This window comes from Dawidia cretensis (genome assembly GCF_018598175.1).
GTDB classification, from domain to species: domain Bacteria; phylum Bacteroidota; class Bacteroidia; order Cytophagales; family Cyclobacteriaceae; genus Ohtaekwangia; species Ohtaekwangia cretensis.
Map to the genome: position 1 here is coordinate 38,209 of NZ_JAHESE010000004.1, position 18,954 is coordinate 57,162.

Annotated in this window: 13 protein-coding genes; 11 read left to right on the plus strand and 2 right to left on the minus strand. The window is 51.9% G+C overall.

Features of this window, described 5'->3' with window-relative positions:
- The first annotated feature begins 90 nt into the window (after positions 1-90).
- Both bla and KK062_RS06480 read left to right on the plus strand, forming a co-directional pair.
- A complete protein-coding gene (bla, locus tag KK062_RS06475) occupies positions 91-993 on the plus strand; it encodes a class A beta-lactamase, subclass A2 (protein WP_254083447.1) in 903 nt (300 codons plus the stop codon).
- Between the two features lie 2 nt (positions 994-995).
- Positions 996-1,970: a 2-hydroxyacid dehydrogenase gene (locus KK062_RS06480; RefSeq protein ID WP_254083448.1), complete on the plus strand. Its 975-nt coding sequence runs from the start codon at positions 996-998 to the stop codon at positions 1,968-1,970.
- Positions 1,971-2,012: 42 nt separating this feature from the next.
- On the opposite strand, the gene KK062_RS06485 is transcribed toward KK062_RS06480, so the two are convergent.
- Together KK062_RS06485 and KK062_RS06490 are read right to left on the minus strand one after the other, a co-directional pair.
- On the minus strand, positions 2,013-4,301 hold the full coding sequence (locus tag KK062_RS06485; protein WP_254083449.1) for a 7TM diverse intracellular signaling domain-containing protein: 2,289 nt from the start codon (positions 4,299-4,301) through the stop codon (positions 2,013-2,015).
- 170 nt (positions 4,302-4,471) lie between these two features.
- Positions 4,472-5,794, minus strand: a complete 1,323-nt coding sequence (locus tag KK062_RS06490; protein WP_254083450.1) for an HTTM domain-containing protein — start codon at positions 5,792-5,794, stop codon at positions 4,472-4,474.
- Positions 5,795-6,390: 596 nt separating this feature from the next.
- Here KK062_RS06490 and KK062_RS06495 point away from each other — a divergent pair.
- The 9 genes from KK062_RS06495 (at position 6,391) to KK062_RS06535 (ending at position 18,939) form a co-directional block, all read left to right on the plus strand.
- Complete coding sequence (locus tag KK062_RS06495; RefSeq protein ID WP_254083451.1) at positions 6,391-6,993, plus strand: RNA polymerase sigma factor; 603 nt, start codon at positions 6,391-6,393, stop codon at positions 6,991-6,993.
- 253 nt (positions 6,994-7,246) lie between these two features.
- Positions 7,247-8,290, plus strand: a complete 1,044-nt coding sequence (locus tag KK062_RS06500; RefSeq protein ID WP_254083452.1) for a FecR family protein — start codon at positions 7,247-7,249, stop codon at positions 8,288-8,290.
- Between the two features lie 28 nt (positions 8,291-8,318).
- Entirely contained in the window at positions 8,319-11,837 is a 3,519-nt protein-coding gene (locus KK062_RS06505) for a SusC/RagA family TonB-linked outer membrane protein (protein ID WP_254083453.1), read from the plus strand.
- 19 nt (positions 11,838-11,856) lie between these two features.
- Entirely contained in the window at positions 11,857-13,419 is a 1,563-nt protein-coding gene (locus KK062_RS06510; protein WP_254083454.1) for a SusD/RagB family nutrient-binding outer membrane lipoprotein, read from the plus strand.
- A gap of 187 nt (positions 13,420-13,606) precedes the next feature.
- The gene (locus KK062_RS06515) at positions 13,607-14,836 is read left to right on the plus strand and encodes an aminotransferase class V-fold PLP-dependent enzyme (RefSeq protein WP_254083455.1); all 1,230 of its coding nucleotides are present in this window, start codon (positions 13,607-13,609) and stop codon (positions 14,834-14,836) included.
- A 49-nt stretch (positions 14,837-14,885) separates the two neighbouring features.
- Positions 14,886-15,347 (plus strand): RidA family protein, encoded by a 462-nt coding sequence (locus KK062_RS06520; protein WP_254083456.1) that lies wholly within the window; start codon positions 14,886-14,888, stop codon positions 15,345-15,347.
- Positions 15,348-15,500: 153 nt separating this feature from the next.
- The gene (locus KK062_RS06525; RefSeq protein ID WP_254083457.1) at positions 15,501-16,775 is read left to right on the plus strand and encodes an amidohydrolase/deacetylase family metallohydrolase; all 1,275 of its coding nucleotides are present in this window, start codon (positions 15,501-15,503) and stop codon (positions 16,773-16,775) included.
- Between the two features lie 15 nt (positions 16,776-16,790).
- Positions 16,791-17,720 carry an RraA family protein gene (locus tag KK062_RS06530; protein WP_254083458.1) on the plus strand — a complete coding sequence of 310 codons (930 nt, stop codon included), beginning with the start codon at positions 16,791-16,793 and terminating at the stop codon, positions 17,718-17,720.
- Positions 17,721-17,814: 94 nt separating this feature from the next.
- The gene (locus KK062_RS06535; RefSeq protein WP_254083459.1) at positions 17,815-18,939 is read left to right on the plus strand and encodes a bile acid:sodium symporter family protein; all 1,125 of its coding nucleotides are present in this window, start codon (positions 17,815-17,817) and stop codon (positions 18,937-18,939) included.
- The last annotated feature ends 15 nt before the right edge of the window (positions 18,940-18,954 follow it).

The window sequence follows — 18,954 nt, forward strand, 5'->3', positions numbered from 1 at the left end:
ATGCTCATTCGTTCATAAAAAAATTGATCGCTCAAAATCCTGTGGGCCAACCATTCCTTGTTGTTACATTTGACAGAACCTAGTAACCGTATGTGTCTTAAATCCACCACCACCGCTGTTCTCTTTTTTTTGCTAACGTCCGTTGTTTATGCACAAACAGATGCCCTGCGAAAAAAGATCCGCTCCCTTGCCGAGGCTCGCCAGGCAAACGTTGGCGTAGCCATCGTCGGCCCTTTCGGGCAGGATACACTTACCCTGCATGGCCAGCAACATTACCCTATGCAAAGCACCTATAAGTTCCCGTTGGCGCTGACAGTCTTTAACCAGATTGACCATGGGCAATTGCGTCTTGACCAAAAGGTTCACCTGACAAAGGCCGATATGTTGCCTACGTATAGCCCGTTGCGCGAGCAGTATCCCGAAGGCGATGTAGATGTCACGATCCAGGAACTGTTGAAATATACTGTCACCTATAGCGACAACAACGCATGCGACATCCTGTTCCGCCTCATCGGTGGCACAGCGGTGGCCGATCGCTACATCCATACCCTGGGCATTTCCGATATTGCTATTGTCGCCACGGAGGAGGAGATGAGCCGCGCGTGGGATGTACAATATACCAACTGGACGACGCCCGTGGCCATGGCACGATTGTTAACCGAATTCCACGAAGGCAAACACCTGGCCGCCGGCAGCCGCGCGGTGCTGTGGAAGATGATGGTGGAGACGGTGCCCGGAGCAAAACGCCTGAAAGGCCAATTGCCGGCCGGTACGCCGGTGGGACATCGCACAGGTACATCCGACACCAACGAGCAAGGCGTCACCGCTGCCGTCAATGACGTGGGGGTGGTGGTATTGCCCGACGGTCGCACCTATACCATCGTCGTATTGGTGTCCGACTCGCGCGAAAAACCAGCAGTAAACGAAAAGATCATTGCTGACATCAGCAAGGCAACCTGGGATCATTTCCTCTCGTCATCGAAAAGAAAATAGCCATGAACGTTTTTATCACACGCAAGATACCGGAAGCCGGCCTGCAGTTGCTGCGCGAAGCGTCTATACAGATAACCGCGTGGACAGAAAAACGCGACCTGACCGCGGCCGAGCTGGTCGAACGTTGCAAGGACCACCAGGCACTGCTCAGTGCCGGCCACAACAAGATCGGCGCGGAGTTCCTGGAAGCTTGCGCACACCTCAAAGTAGTATCCCTGCACTCGGTGGGCTATGACAACGTGGACGTTGCAGCAGCGACACGGCTCAAAATACCCATTGGGAATACGCCCGGCGTGTTGAGCGGGGCCACGGCTGACACTGCCTTCCTGCTTATGGCGGCGGTAGCGCGCAAGGCATTCTACATGCACAAAAAGATCCTCCAGGGAGGCTGGGGTTTTTCAGATCCCACGGCCGACCTGGGGGTAGACCTGAATGGCAAGACGCTCGGTATTTGGGGCCTTGGCAAGATCGGCTATGAAATGGCACGTCGTGCTCAGGCAGTATACGGTATGCGCATCGTATACCACAACCGCGGTCACAACGAGGAGGCCGAGCGCACTCTCGGCGCGGTGCGTGTTTCGTTTGACGAGCTGCTCGCGCAAAGCGATGTGCTGTCCGTACATACGTCGCTCACCCCCGAGACGGCCGGCACATTTAACGCCAGTACTTTCCGGCGTATGAAGCCAACCGCCATATTCATCAACACGGCGCGCGGAGGCATACACGACGAGCCTGACCTGATTGCCGCCTTGCAGCAAGGTGTGCTCTGGGGTGCCGGACTCGATGTGACCAACCCCGAGCCGATGGCCGCCAGCAACCCGTTGCTGTCAATGGAAAACGTCGCCGTGCTGCCGCACATTGGTTCCGCCACGCAGGAAACCCGTAATGCCATGGCGATCCTCGCCGCGCGCAATGTCATTGCCGGCTTGCGCGGCGAGCGACTGCCTACTATCGTAAACCCCGAAGTATATACCTGAGAAAAGGACTATACAACAATAAACGTATGTCGTAATTACCGGTTATACCGGCTTTGCGCTGGGTACAGTACCCGATCCTTTGGCAAACGCGGTAGCCACCGGCCGTGGTGCAGGCGGTACCGGTACTTTATCAAATACAATTGTAAACTCGCTTCCTTCCTGGGGTGTGCTTTGCATGGAAATGTGGGCGCCAATGGCTTCCACCTGGCTCTTGACCAAATAAAGTCCAATGCCGCGCCCTTCACCATCGCGGTGAAAGCGTTGGTACAAATGAAAGAGCTTGTCGCCATGTCGCTGCATGTCGAGTCCCAGGCCGTTATCTTTCACCATCAGGCGTACGAGGCCATCGACCACTGCCGTGCGGATGCTGATCACCGGTATGCGGTCGGGATGCCGGTATTTAATGGCGTTGCTGATGAGATTATATAAAATGCTCTCGATGTAGGGCGAGATGGTATACAGGGCATCGGCGGCGGAGAGGTCTTGCGTGATGCGCGCATGACTCGCATCGATCTCGTCCTTGAGGGCCATGCAGGCGCTCGCCAGTCGTAATGTCAGGCTTACCGTTTCGAACTGTTTGCGCTGGCCGTTGCGTATTTCCAGGATGTTAGACAGGTCGTGAATGACGGTATCCAGTTCCTTGCCAGACTCGGCCACCTTCTGTAAGATCACGCCCACTTCGTCACCGTGTGGATCAACGAGCTTGGCCAGGTTTGTTAATCCCAGCAGACGGGCTACGGGCGATCGCAGATTGTGGGCAACGATAAAGGCGAATTGTTCGAGTTGTTTGTTCTGGTCCAGCAGCTCGGTATTAGTGACCAGGAGCTCTTCTGTGCGCGCGCTGATTTGTTTTTCAAGTTCCTCCGTGTGGCGCTGTAGCAGGTCGTGTTGTTTTTCTACCGTCTGACGTGCCTCGCGCAGCGCCTGATTGCTTTGTTGCAGCTCCTGGTTCTGCAGCTCGATCTGTTCCTGTTGGGTCGTGAGCTCTTCTACCTGCGAGGAGATTTCTTCGTTTTGAGCGGCGATCTCTTCATTTTGTGAAATGAGCTCCTGCGTACGTTCCGTCACCAATCGCTCTAACTCGGTGTTCTGTCGTTTTACGATTTCCAATACTTCTGCCTGCGCCCGCTCCTTTTGTTGTCGTAGCAGGCCTACTTTGCCGGCCAGTCCAAAGGCCAGTAAAATACTTTGGCCTACAGCGCCGATCACAAACGAGTTCCGCGTATAAAAGCCCGGGGGTAGAATAGCATTTATATATAGTATAAATACCAATGCGGCCCCCAGGAAGAAAGACAGCGCGGCGATAAAGATGCCCGCTTGCGGGCGGTGCTGCCGGTGTGCCATTACGCCCATCGTCAGTAAGTAGGGCGTCACTAACAGTGTGACGAGCTGCATCACCGCGTTGCCCGGCAAAGGCGCACCCGAAAAGAAGAGTATGGCCGAAATCGCCAGCAGTATATAGAATATACGCAGGCCACGATGCAGACGCGGCATATAGGTATCCGACTGAAGGAAGCAGCTGGAGAATAGCAAAATCAACAGACTGGAAATGCCACCGAACAACATCGGATATTCATTGATCCACGGCGTCTCCGGCCACAAGTATTCAAAGCCCGCGCCGACATAAAGAATGTCGATAAAGAGCAACACGGAGAAGAGATGCAATGCATAATATAAATAGCTGCGCTCGTGTACAATGAAATAGGTGACGAGACAGGAGAAGGTCATGATGACTAATAGCCCAAACAAAAAACCAAACGAGAGATTACGGGTGCGCTGTACGTCCAGCACACCCTTAAAACTGCTGACCGTCATGGGTATATCCAGGTTCACGTCAGTTTTGACGCGCAAGTAGAACGTATGCGGGGTGCTGTCGCCTGCGGTAACGAGACGGTATAAAAAATAATTGTTTTTGATCGGCCGGCTGCTCATCGGGTGAAGCAGGCCAAAGGTATGGCCTTCATAACTGCCATCGGGTTGAGGGGCAAAGAGCTGGATGTGTTGCAGGCCGGGTTCTGCGATTTCAAGAATACACGCCGACCTGGTATGATTCACGACGGTAAAGCGGAGCCACACGGCCGCCGGCGTGGTGCCGAAGTGCGGCCACGATGTTTCCGATCGTTGGAATTGCCCCGCTCTCGGTGCGGTGCGAACATCTTCCAGGCTCAACGCCGCGCTTTCATCTTTATAATAATATACCGAGCGCCCGATGGGAATCGTCGTTTCGTCGTCGCGAAAATGAATAACCTTTTGCGCTGTGCTTTCCCGAAAATGAATGATAAGCACCAACGGCAAAAGCAGGAATCGCAGGAGAACGGTGATTGCAGCCATACAGTGTGTGTTGATGAATACGGACCAGAAACGCTTCTGTGAAGCATCATGATTAATATAAAAAAATATTCCGTATGTATACAATTTGTGGCGCGTTCAACGATACAACTACGTATATTCCTATACGTACTACTATGTAGTGATAATGGCTATAATGACACGTCTTTGGATTAATCGAGAATCCATGTCGAGCGTTGAAAGGAACGCCAGGATATTGTGGCAAAATCTGCTTTCGGATCCACGAAGGGCCTTAATGGGCCGCCGTTCAGACTGACTTCGGATTGTACATACAGCGCCACATCCGTGTAGCCTTTCGACCGCAGGTCGCGTAGAATAATTTTCGCAGCTTGCCAGATCATATCGGGACTTCGCGAGATCGCGCGGATCTGCAGGGGCGTAAAATAGTCACGCAGTTGTACAGGAATTATTTGGCCATCGGCCGTGCGTGCTTTAAATGACAAACGCCCACTTTTCGTGCGCAACATCATGTGCCAGGCCATGCGATGGCCTTCTTCCGTCCAAAACACAGAGCCAGGGAAAAGGAAGTGTCGCAAAGGCAATAACAGCTGCACCGTGAAGTACAGTACCAACGCCGCGGTAACGACGTTTTTATAACGGGAGGTATACACCTTTGAGACAAATTGAGCAGGCTCCTTTTTCCGGAAGAAGATCTTGCGTATGGTCTCCGGTGGGAAGAAGAAGAGGGTGAGTGCAATCATGAGGTATGGGAAGCCGCCGATCTGAAAGGTGATCGAGTTGAAAACGTTAAAGATGACACAAAGCACAAAGCCAAGCACGCGCGTACGGCGCCACAGCAGCAGGGGAGTAATAAGCAGGTCGAAGAAGATACCACCGTAGATGATAAAGGTTCGGAACCATGCCTGGCCGAAGAGCGGCCCGAGTACGGGGTAGTGCGCTTTGGCATCAAACCAAATGGCAATCGGCTTTCCGGCCAGCCAGTCGGGATATAGCTTGGCCAGCGACGCATAGGTAAATACGAGTCCCACTTGCAAACAAAAGATCAACACACACCACCTGGGGCAGGTATGCTGCAAGGTCGCCGGGTTACGACGCACATCCAGTGAGCGGTACCGTTGGGCCGGTACGACGGCCAGAAAAAGCCCCAGCAGGATCAATAAATAATAGTGATTGTTGTAGTGCACCTTCTGCATCAGGTAGCATCCCCACCATAGAAAAGTAAAGGCGATGGTGGCAATCCGATAATAAAGCCCCAGCATGATACAGAGGCCGGCCACGGCGATCAGGCCATAGTAAATATATACTGCGGTTGGAGAGGGTAACGTCAGCCATTCAAAACCTATAAAGGGTAAGGCATGCCGCGGGGCAACAAACGTTTCGTGTATCCAGCCAGTGGCAAAGGCACCCACCACCTCCAGGAAAATCAGGAGGCCAAAGAATATACGGAATAAAACCAGCCCGCTGTTATCGACCCGCTCAAAGAGATAGCGGTGTATACTTGCTAATGACATCATCAGTAAAAATCTGACAGCAATTTAGGATGAAGCGTGAGAAGGTACATGTGATGCAACCCTTTATAATGAGAAAAACCGCCTGAATGGTCCAATAAACCGAATAAAGGCACGTTGATACCCGGAAAAATCCGGTACAAAGATGAGGAGAACAGACTGTGGGAGGTTTTACACAGTGGGGCGATGACCAACGAATATTCCTGGGGACTGATAAAATTAATTGTGATAAATTTTTTGATATGATCAAAAAGTATCAATTTGGTAGTGCTTAATAACTGTTGGTCTTAGACCCTCAGCTACTAAACGACCTGAGCAACGTGAGAAAGATCATGATGACAAAGGCGGCTCAAGACGATCGAACAAAGCCGGAAGACGCGCCGGTGATTGTGCAAAGCCAGCTAAAGACTACCCTTGTTTGATTGCGATGATCAAGGTTACGGTGTAAAGTACCGCCCCTGATTGTAGAGTGATCGAAACGCGTACTTCGCCTTACGTGACGAAGTAACAGGATAAGATACCGACGAGCTGTACAGTAATGTATGGTGTATGTATAGACTTACGTGTGGGGTGGATGAACTAGTTACTTATCGGGTTTTCGAATGCACGCTGAACAGGAACAAAGTATTTGGAACGCATTTAAACGTGGAGAATGGCATGCCTATAGCCGCCTCTACGAGGAGTACTACCGCCGGTTGAATAATTACGGTTATAAATTCACCCGCGACGTCGCACTGATCGAGGATACCATACAGGATCTTTTCGTGAAGTTGTGGACCAACCGCGAAACGCTCAGTACGCCACCTTCGGTTAAGAATTATTTATATAAGGCGTTGCGCCATTCGCTATTCAGAAAGCTGAAAACCCAATCCAAGCTCTCGTTTTCGGCCGCTGATGACTATGATTATACGTTTGAAGTTTCGTATGACCACCAGTTGATTTTGCGCGAAGAGCAACAGCATATGCAGGACATGATTAAAGAGGTCGTCAGTAAGCTGCCGCCCCGCCAGCAGGAAATAGTATACCTGCGGTTTTATGAAGGACTATCGTATGAAGAAGTTGGCGAAGTCATGTCGATACATATAAACTCAGTCTATAAACTGTGGTACAAAGCCCTTGACAACCTGAAAGATACGCTGCACTACCTGGTTTGCCTTCTCTGGTGCCTATGCTTGCCGAAACCTGATCCGGCAGTTTTATCATAGTCACCGCAAACCCTCGCAGCAACCGCACACACACCCCGCACACGAAGTTAATCAACCCCGAACCCATCCGAACTGACCCTGATTTCCGGGATCAACAGCCCTTTACTGTGTTTAGTGAGACGCGATTGACTAATATTTAATTAGGCTGTCGCATGTAAGAACTTTAATAAGTTTCTGCAATTCTATCGTTTCGCAAGGGATAATTTGCCTAACGAGCGGTGTAGTAGGATTTGTAAGAAACTGCTAGGAGCACATGCAAATGGAGGAATACGAAAAGTACACGTTATCGGATTTTTTGGAAGATGACTCGTTTGTGCGTTGGGCGACCAATGCCGAGCCGGAGGCCAACGTGTTCTGGAAGGAAGTGATCAAAAGCTATCCTGAAAAGGAAGCGATTATGACCCAGGCGGTGGAGGTTATCACAGCGTATCGCAGCCAGGATACTTTTACTAACGAAATGGGCCGCCAGCCAGTTTGGAGCCGTATTCAAGCCGAAATCAGTCGTGAGGAAAAACCCGCTGTAACACGTGGCAGAAGTATACCACTTTATATGAAAGTGGCAGCAGCGACTACGTTGCTGGTAGCCGCAACGGCTGTATACTGGTTCTTCGCTGATCATCGTGAAAGTGTGCATACTGCCTATAATGAAGTAACAAAGGTCGTGCTGCCCGATCACACCGTCGTGACACTGAACGGTAACTCGACGCTCTATTATAATGACAACTGGACCGACGAGACACTTCGTGAAGTGTGGCTCGAAGGAGAGGCCTTCTTTAATGTGAAACACATAAATAAAGACACCCTAAACATTCGAGAAGGGGAACGCTTTCTGGTGCACGGTCGCGATGTAGAAATTGAAGTATTGGGTACTTCTTTTAATGTACGCGACCAGGCTGACAAGACGGATGTAACACTTATTACCGGCAAGGTAAAGGTTGTATTGACCAGTCTGTCGGAAGATTCCGTGGCAGATGTAATCATGTTACCTGGCGACTATGCCGAGTTTGCTAACCAAAACCTCATTGCCAAGAAGAAAATAGAAAAACCGCAGCAGGCCACCGCGTGGATCAGCCAGGATTTTGTATTCACCGACGCGTTGCTGAGAGATATTGTCAAGACACTTGTTCAATTCCATGGCTATACGGTCGACGTGAAAGACAACAAGTTGCTGAACTTAAAGATCGAAGGCGAGATCAGTGTATCCAGTATTCCCGAGCTACTGGCCACCATCTCGGCAACGCTCGACCTAAACGTAGAACAGAGAACAGAAAAACATATCGTGCTATCGAAAAAATAAATTTACGACCTTACCTAAATTCTTTATTATGAAACACTTTAACTCCAGCTTACTGGTTAAGAGTACGCTACTGTTGTACATGGTGGGTGCCGTCGCGCCCGCCGGCTTTGCACAGCAGTTTGCTTCCACCGCCAGCGCGCGGGCGCTGCGGGGTATGCAGGTCAACTCAGACCCAGGGTTTGTTGATGACCAGCAGGTTAGCCTAAAAGAAGCATTGAATGACTTAAAAAAACGTTACGATATCCGCTTTGCATATCGCGAAGGCCTGTTAGAGGGCAAGACCGTTTCTGCCGCGCTATTGTCGGAAAACCTGGCGCCGGAAGAGACGTTGGAGAAAATGCTCGACCAATGCAAGCTTCAGTTCAAGAAGATCAATAAAAAACAGTTCAGCATTTTCGCTGGAGAAGAGTCGGCCACGCTATTCGAAAACACGCAGCCGGTAACGGCTGCTGAAATGGCAGCGGCAACGACAACTACCGTAGCGCCAAATTTCACGCTTACCGGTACGGTTATCTCTGGTGATGATAACACTACCATGCCGGGCGTAAACGTTGTCGTGAAAGGCACCACCATTGGTACCACTACTGATGGCAACGGTAAGTATACACTGTCTGTACCCGACGAAGGCGGCGTGCTGGTATTGTCGTTCATCGGCTATGCCACGCAGGAAGTCCCCTTCACCTCGGCGCAGACGGTTGTAGACGTCACGATGCAGGTGGAATTATCCACCCTTGGTGAAGTGGTTGTAACGGCGCTTGGTATCGAGAAAGATAAGAACGCTTTGGGCTATTCTGTAACGGAAGTGAAAGGCGAGGAGTTCACACAAGCCCGTGAAGTAAACGTGGCTAACTCGCTGAGCGGTAAGATCGCCGGTCTAAATGCTACCGGTTCGTCCACTGGACCTGGTGGTTCCAGCCGTGTTCTGATCCGTGGTAATGGATCACTCACAGGTAACAGCCAGCCGCTGTATGTAATTAACGGTATGCCAATCGACAACTCGGTACCTGGAGGCTCTACGTCACCTAACGGTGCCAACGGTAACCTGGCAACAAACATCGACCGCGGCGATGGTATCGCCGCGATCAACCCCGATGACATCGAGTCCATCACGGTATTGAAAGGTGGTACGGCTGGAGCCCTCTACGGTTCGCGCGGCTCCAATGGTGTTATTCTTATCACTACTAAGAAAGGTACGGCCCGCAAAGGCATTGGTGTAGAATACAACTCGACGTATACACTCGACCGCGTAGCGGTATTCCCCGATTGGCAATATGAGTATGGTCAAGGTGAAGGTGGTGTCATGCCTACTACCCAGGCAGATGCCATAAGCAGTGGCCGTCGCTCGTTCGGTGCCCGCATTGATGGCAACACCAACTACGTGGCGGCTGATGGCAAGAACCACCCGTATTCAGCACAGAAGGACAACCTGAAGAATTTCTACGAAACCGGTAAAACATTCACGAACACCCTAGCTTTCTCGGGTGGTAACGAAGCAATCCTGTATCGTTTGTCTCTTTCTGATCTTGATTCGAAGAGCATTTTGCCCAACACCAAATACAACCGCAAGACGGCTAACCTGAACATCAGTGGTAAGCTGAGTGATAAGCTGCGGGTAGAAGCTGTTGCACAATATACACGCGAGGTCGGTACGAATCGTCCCAACGCCGGTGACGCGCTGGGCAATCCGAACTGGACGCCCTACGAAGTCGCCAATACCGTTGATGTACGTTGGCTTGATCCAGGTTATGATGCAAACAACAACGAACTGGCATGGAACGATGCGCCCATCGCTACTAACGGATATTTTGTTATCAACAAAGTGAAGGAAAACGACGATAAAAACCGTTTTATCGGCCAGGCATCAGTATCCTATGATATCCTCAAGAATTTAACGGCGAAGGCTATTATAACACGCGACTTCTACTCGTACGATTTTAAGCACATCCTGCCTACCGGTACGCTGTACCAGCTGAGGGGACAATACACCGGCATGGAAGCGGAAGTATCAGAAACCAACTCGATGGTTACATTAAACTATAAGGCCCAGCTCAGTGAAAGCATTGGCATGTCTTTGTTGGGTGGTTTCAACACCCGTCGCGCTGTAGAAAAGCGTTTGGATATGAGAGGAACTGAATTTACACAACCCTACTTCTATGCCTTCACCAACCTGAACCAGTCATCGGTAATACCGTTCGACGGCCGCTCAGAAACGAACTCGGTGTTTGGATCCGTCGATTTCGACTATAAGGGTTACCTCTTCCTGACAGCCACCACACGTCAGGATTGGTTCTCAACGCTTAGTCTAAAGGACAATGGTATCTTTTACCCCAGCTTGGGTGCTAGCTTCGTGCTGTCGGACGCGATCACAATGCCGACCGCGTTTAATCTCGTGAAGTTCCGCGCTTCGTGGGCGCAAGTTGGCGGTGGCTCTCCTGATCCATACCAGATCAACCTGACCTATAGCGCCGTACCGAGTAGCACTGTACCGTTGCAGAACGTGACAGAGGCATCGCCAGGTACCAAGAACCTCACCAACGCACAGCTCAAGCCGTTCACGTCTACTACCACTGAAGTTGGCTTCAATGTGCAAATCCTCGACAATCGCCTTGGCTTCGACGTAGCGTTGTACGATCGCCGTTCTACAGACGACATCGTATCGGTGCCTGTCTCCCTGGCCACCGGTTACAACAACGCCGTGCTGAACTCCGGCGAGTTGAGCAACCGCGGTATCGAAGTGCTGATCAACGCTACCCCCGCAAAAGTCGGTGCCTTTACCTGGGATCTGAGCTACAACTTTGCCTACAACAAGAGCGAGGTACTGAAACTCGCCGAGGGCATACAAACGCTGCAGATTGGCGCGTCGGCTAATGGTAACGCTACCATCCGCAATAACGTTGGCCAGCCTTATGGTGGCATCTACGGTTACCGCATGCTCCGCAACGATCAGGGTGTACCAATCTTCGACATGGTTGCCAACCTGCCCGGCCAGACAGATATCAACCAAAAACTCGGTAACGGCGTGCCCCCCATTACCATGGGTTTAACGAACGATTTCCGCTACAAAGATTTCAGCTTGAATGTATTACTTGACGGTAAATTCGGCCACGACGTCTTCTCGGTAACGGAAGTATATGCCGCACGTTTGGGTCTCCATAAAATGACGCTGGAAGGTCGTGAAAACGGACTGACGCTCTCGGGTGTTACGCCGGAAGGCACTCCGCACGAGCGCGTTATTACCGTGGCCAACCTGCGCGCGCAATACTATAACAGCGTCAACCGGTATACGGAAATGTTTGTACACGATGCCAGCTTTGTAAAGCTGCGTCAGGTAATCCTGTCGTACCGCCTGCCGGTAGAAAAAGTTAAATTCCTCAAGATACAGTCGGCGACCTTGTCGCTCGTAGGCCGCAACCTGGCGATTCTTTATAAGAAGACAGATAACTTCGATCCTGAGCAAAGTTTGACCAACGGTGCCGCGCAAGGTATCGAATCGATCGGTCTGCCCCGCACCCGGTCTTATGGCGTCAACCTGATGGTTAAGTTTTAATCGTAAAATTCCACGACAAATGAAAATCTTCATCAAAAAATACGCTTCATTACTGCTTTTACCCGGCATGCTGCTGGTAAATGCTTGCGACGATTTTGGCGATGTGAATGTCAATCCCAACGCTATCTCGACGCCCACACCGGATTATATTTTCAGCAAATCCCTCTACGACGGTACAGCGGTCTTAGCGAATCACGCTTCGCTGTTGTTGGGGAACATGCAATACACGACCAGCTACAACGACGTGGCGGGCTTTGGTTCGAAATATGTGGCAGCGCAGCAACTGCGCTCGTCGTCGGTATTCACCGACAGCTATCCGAACCAGATTAACGAGATCACGGAAGTGATCAATGCCGTGCAAGATGAGCCGGCAAATGTGAACAAGCTGTCGATCGCCCGCATCTGGCGCGTGTTCTGCTACTCGCGTCTCACGGATGTGTACGGTGATATCCCGTATATTGAAGGTGCACAAGGATATATTCAAGGCATATACCAGCCTAAGTATACACCCCAATCGGAAATCTATGCCGACATGCTTAAGGAACTGCAGGAAGCTACTGCCGCCCTGAACTCAAGCGACGTTTCGTTTGGCGTGGCTGACGTGATCTACGGCGGTAACACCGACCAGTGGAAAAAATTTGGCTACTCGTTGATGTTGCGCCTCGGCATGCATCTAACCGAGGTGTCGAACAGCACGGCCGAGGAGTGGGTGAAACGTGCCATTGCCGGCGGTGTGATTCTGCAAGATGCAGATATCGCTGCGATACGGAACTACAACGCCACCGGTCAGACCATTACGCGAAATCCGATTGCCTACAGCCTGTTCCAAAGCGATTATATCGCGGGCAACGGCAGAACCAATCCGGAGGGGGGTAAATATCAGGAGACTTTTATCGATTCGCTACAGGCTAATGACGACCCCCGTCTGCCAATCCTTTCGATTGTGTGGGTGGACGGCACGCCAAACAATGACCCGGACATTCAGCAGGGCATGGCCGATGATATCAACGGCTCTGCGCCCGCGAACTTCGGCGATCTGTCTGAGCCTAACCCAGCTACGGTACTTTTGCAATCCGGGTTGCAGTTGATATTCACTACGCAGGAGGTTAACTTCCTCTTGGCGGAAGCTGCGCTGCGTGGCTGGTATAGCGGCACGCCGGCCGACCTTTACGAAGACGGTATCCGCGCGGGCATGCGCCAGTGGCAGATCGCTGTCGGTGCCGCAGGCGCCATTGGCTCACAAGATGTAGATGACTATGTTGCCGCGCATCCGCTGGTAACGACCGGCGATGTGGACTCTCAGCTAGAACAGATCTATACGCAGTTTTGGATGGGTGCCTTCCCCGACGCAACCGAAGTATATAACGTCTACCGTCGCCTGGGCTATCCGGCGCTTACGCCGAACAACTATGGCGGCAATGCCACCGGCAACCAGCTGATCCGACGGTTTATGTACCCCACGTCTGAGCAGTCCCTGAACACGACCTCTTACAATGAGGCAGTGCAGCGTCAAATCAGCGAGAATGGTTGGGTTACAGATAACCTGAACGGCCATGTATGGTGGGATGTTAACGGACGGTAATAACCCCTAAAATAAAGGCCGGTGTGCACACACGCACACCGGCCTTTTATATCCAAACGGCCTTACCATTTATATACCGCATCATACCGCTACCAGCTTTTACATTTTCTCCGCCTGCCCTAACCGCTATCTTTCGCTAACGCACCGGAACGCTAACCTATAAGACACCCTAACACCCCAAGTATACATGCTGAACCGTAGAGAACTCCTTCGCCGCCTTTCTTCTTTTCCCGTGATCGGTGGCATCGTAGGCAGCGTCGCACCTTTTTCCGTGCTGGCCGCACCTAAAGAAAAGACCCCGCCGAAACGTGATGTATTTAAAGAGCTGGGCGTACGTACTTTCATCAACGCCGCAGGTACGTATACCGCCATGACCGGTTCGCTGATGCGGGACGACGTGATGGACGCCATCAATTTCGCTTCCAAAGAATTTTGTATGCTGGACGAAGTACAGGACAAAGTTGGTGAGAAGCTCGCCAAGCTTGTACACTCCGAAGCCGTCGTCGTAACCTCCGGAGCGTTCTCCGGCATGACCCTGGGCCTGGCGGGTGTCCTCACCGGCATGGATGTAAAAAAAGTAGAGCAACTGCCGCACCTGGAGTATACCGGCATGAAGTCGGAAGTGATCATCCAGAAGGCGCACGATATTGTTTATAACCACGCCCTGACCAACACCGGTTGTAAGATCGTTTGGGTGGAGACTGCCGAGGACGTGGCCAAAGCCGTGAACGAGCGCACCGCGCTTATGCACTTCCTGCACATACAATCCGACCAGGGCAAGATTCAGCACGAAGAGTGGGTGGCCTTGGGAAAAAAATATAATGTTCCCACCTCCATCGACATTGCGGCCGACGTACCGCCCGCATCAAACCTCTGGCGCTTCAACGACCTCGGCTTTAGTTTTGTCGTGGTTTCAGGAGGTAAAGCCATTCGCGGCCCGCAAAGCGCGGGATTGCTGATGGGGAAAAAAGAAATTATTGCCGCCGCCCGATTGCACATGCCCCCACGGGGCTTTAACATTGGCCGCGGATTTAAGATCAACAAAGAAGAGATCTTTGGTATGTATGTAGCCATCGACACCTATCTCAAGGCCGACCACGACAAAGAATGGAAAGAGTGGGAGGCAGGTATCGCACACATCCAGAGCGCCGTCAAAGGCGTGTCTGGCATAACAACGGAAGTAAAATTGCCGGAGTTAGGCAATCACACGCCGACACTGCACATCACCTGGAACGAGTCGGTAAAGATCACGAGTACCAAGCTCAAAGAAAACCTGCGCAATGCCAGTCCGTCCATCGAGATCGCCGGCGGGGGAGAACCCAATAGCGTATCGGTGACTGTGTTTATGCTGAAGCCCGGACAGGAAAAGATCGTGGCGACGCGCCTGAAGGAGGAGCTTAGCAAAGCGGTAGCATAGAAATGAAGACAACCCCAAAATAATTGTTTCACTATTTGTATAAACAGCCATGAAAGAACAAAGAAGATCGATCCTGAAGAAAATCTTTACATCCGCTGCGGGCGTCGTAGGCCTCGGCATGGTAGCGAACGCGAAGAGCGACGCTACACCGGAGAAAGAGGTATTCAACGTCGTGAAGGATGATCAGGATGTACCGTTGTTTTCCGGTTCTACCAAGTTCGGTAACCTGGTGTTTGTGGCAGGCAAAGGCGCCCACTTCGATGGCGACATCACCGCCCACACACTCCATGTGCTTGACGAACTGGAGAAAGAGCTTGTCAAAGCAGGTTCTTCCATGAAAAAAGTATTGAAGGTAAGTGTGTTCCTGCACGACCTGAACGACTACAAAGCTATGAACGAGGCCTACAAAGGCAAGTTCGGTGACAAGCCCCCCGTACGTACGACGGTCGCCGTATACGGTGGCGTGCCCGGCGACTCGCTCGTGGAGATGGATTGCATCGCCTATATTTAATGGGTAACGCTGCCGGCACGACCGGCAGCGCCATTCTCACGCTGAAAGAGAATCAGGACTGATCCGAATAAAATAATCGGTCGGACGTTATTGTAATGCCTGCAGTAAAGAAAAAATACCAGACACCCAACATCCGAAACGGACCTTAATTTTATGTATGTAACTCGTAAACTGTATCTCCTTTGCCTGCTCCTGATGTGTGCCGGTGCGGCGCTTGCCCAGGAGTACACCCTGCTACTGAAAGGCGGCCACGTAGTCGACGCCAAAAACAACATCGATGGTGTCATGGACGTCGCCATCAAAGACGACAAGATCGCGCTCGTCGCTAAAAATATAGACCCCAAAAAAGCTACCCTGGTGGTGGATGCCAAAGGCCTGTACGTAACGCCTGGCCTGATCGACATACATTCACACAACTTCTTCGGTACACAACCCGACCACTATCTGAGCGACGGCTTTGAGGCGCTTCCGCCCGATGGCTTTACGTTCCGCGTCGGTGTAACGACGGTCGTGGATGCCGGTGGTGCCGGTTGGAAAACGTTCAGCACCTTCAAACGCCAAACCATCGAGCACTCCAAAACACGCGTGTTGTCGTTCCTCAACATTGTCGGCGAAGGTATGCGCGGTGGTCCGTACGAGCAGAACCTGGCCGACATGGACAGCCGCATGACCGCCATGGTCGTACGCCAGAACAGCGAGATCGTCGGCATTAAAGTAGCACATTTCTCGGGCACCGAGTGGGACCCGGTCGACCGTGCCGTAGAAGCTGGCAAGATTGCCAACGTACCCGTCATGATCGACTTCGGTGGCCACGTACCGCCGCTGCCCCTGCGCGACCTGCTGCTGACGCACCTGCGTCCCGGCGACATCTTCACCCATGCCTATGCTCGTCTCACAGGCCGCGGCCCCGTCATGGACGACCAGGGCAATCCCTTTCCGTATGTGCAGGAAGCCATCAAGCGCGGCATCGTCTTCGACGTCGGCCACGGCGGTGGCAGCTTCATGTTCTCGCAAGCTATACCGGCCATCAGGCAAGGATTCTATCCCACTACCATCAGCACGGACATTCACACCGCCAGCATGAACGCGGGTATGAAAGATCAGCTCAATGTCATGTCAAAGTTTGTCAACCTGGGCATGCCGCTGCAAGCTGTGTTCAAAGCGTCTACATGGTCGCCGGCATCGGTCATTCATCGCGATGACCTCGGACATCTCACCGCCGGTGCGGTAGCGGACATAGCGGTATTCAGCATGCTGACGGGTAAGTATGGATTTATCGATTCGAAAGGATATAAATTCGAAGGAACGAAGAAGCTGGAATGCGAGCTGACGCTGCGCGCAGGCGAGGTCGTATACGACCTGAACGGTATATCAAAACCGTCGTGGACGACCGACCCTAACTCGGCCGCCTTCGCCAACAAGAAATAAATGCTAATGCTCACCATGAAAAAAAAGAATGTGATACTGGGCCTGCTGTTCGTGGCAGGAGCTTTTACGGCCCCTGTGCAGGCACAAACAATACCGAAAGAGGAGCTCATCTTTCTTACATCGGAATGGAAAGGGGAGCGGTTTCCTGATGGCCGCCCCCGCATTCCTGATGAGCTCGTAGCGCGCGCCAAAAACGTGTCGATCGAAGAAGCCTGGCTCGTGCTGCGCAACGAAGGCTATACCTCGCAGTTTGAAGGCAACTTCAAAGTATTGAACAGTAATCAGCCCATGGCAGGCCGCGCGTACACAGCGATGTTTATGCCCAGCCGTCCGGATGTGGAGAAGAATATTAAAGACCGTGGCAAAAAAGACGGCCGCATCGGCAACACTAATTCCTGGCCCATTGACAAGCTTTCGAAAGGTGACATTTATGTGGCCGACGGATTTGGCAAGATCGAAGCAGGCACGTTGATTGGCGACAACCTCGGTAATTCCATTTATGCCAAGTCGGGCAACGGTGTGGTGTTTAACAGCTCCGCCCGCGACCCTGAGGGCCTCGCGAGAATCAAAGGCTTCAATGCCTGGGTGCGCGAGTGGGATCCGACCTTCCTCGAAAACTCGGTGTTGATGGGCCTCAACACACCCATTCGCATCGGTAAGGTAATGGTGCTGCCCGGCGACCTGGTACTGGCGCGCGACGAAGGTGTAATTTTTATACCCGCTCACCTGGCCCAAAAGGTTGTCGTGACGGCCGAGTTCCTGCAGTTGCGTGACAAGTTTGCGTTTGACATGCTCCGCGAGCAGAAGTTTACGCCCGGTGAGATCGACAACCAGTGGACAGACAAGGTGAAAGAGGCCTTTCTGCAATGGCTCGATAAGCACCCGAACGAGATTCCCATGAAGCGGGCCGAGCTCGACGAGTATATGAAAAACAGAACGTGGTAGACATCCAGGGTCTGTAGTTCATGGTTTACGGAGGTTTGGCCGGGGACTGTGGGCTACGGACCGTGGAGGTCTTTTTTTCCTGACCTAAACAACCATGACAAAATATTTTAACACCTTGCTCTGGAATGCAGCATCCTTTCTGGTCATTGCTGTTGCGCTGGTCCTGACCGGCGACATACATTTTTACATTGGCGATGACGATCTGCGGCTCTCCGGTATAATGTTCATCATCTTCTTCCTGTCACTTGCCATTGGCGTACGCGGCTATCCGACATTTAAAGGATTCTCCTATACCATCATGATCCTGGCTGCCGTGACGACATCCATGTATTACCCGCAGTACTTCATTTCTGTAAACGGGTATCGTCTTGATAATCTCTTTACACCGCTGCTGCAGATCATTATGTTCGGCATGGGAACGGAAATGAGCCTGAAAGATTTTATCGGTGTCGTCAAAATGCCCAAGGGCGTGATCGTCGGTACGCTGAATCATTTCACGATCATGCCACTTTTAGGCTTTACACTTGCAAACGTTTTCGACTTTCCCCCCGAGATTGCAGCCGGAGTAATCCTGATCGGGTGCTCGCCCTGTGGCATGGCTTCCAACGTCATCTCGTACCTGGCCAAAGCCAACCTTGCGCTGTCGATTACGCTGACAACCGTCTCAACCTTTCTTGCACCCATCCTGATGCCCCTGCTCATGAAGCTGCTGGCCGGCCAGTTCGTGGAGGTAGAAGTAACAAAGATGATGTGGGACATCACCAAGATCGTGATTTTGCCCGTGGTGGCGGGACTCGTTTTCAACCATTTCTTCCGCGGTAAAGCACACTGGCTCGACAAAGCAATGCCCATCGTGTCGATGGCCGGTATTGCCTTCATCATCCTGATTATTACAGCCAATGGCCGCAACAACCTCCTGGACATCGGCCTCTTGCTAATCGTGTCGTCGCTCATTCACAACACGGCCGGCTACCTGCTGGGATATTGGTCGGCGCGCCTCTTTAAAATGAAGGAGCAGGACTGTCGCACCATCGCCATCGAAGTAGGAATGCAAAACGGAGGCCTCGCCTCGGGCATTGCCAAGGAAATGGGCAAAGCCGCGACGGTCGGCCTGGCACCCGCCATTTTCGGCCCGCTCATGAATGTTACAGGCTCCATCCTCGCGTCGTGGTGGCATCGTAAACCCATTGAAGACAAAGAAGCCGTCGTGACGGCATAACAAGATATACCGTGG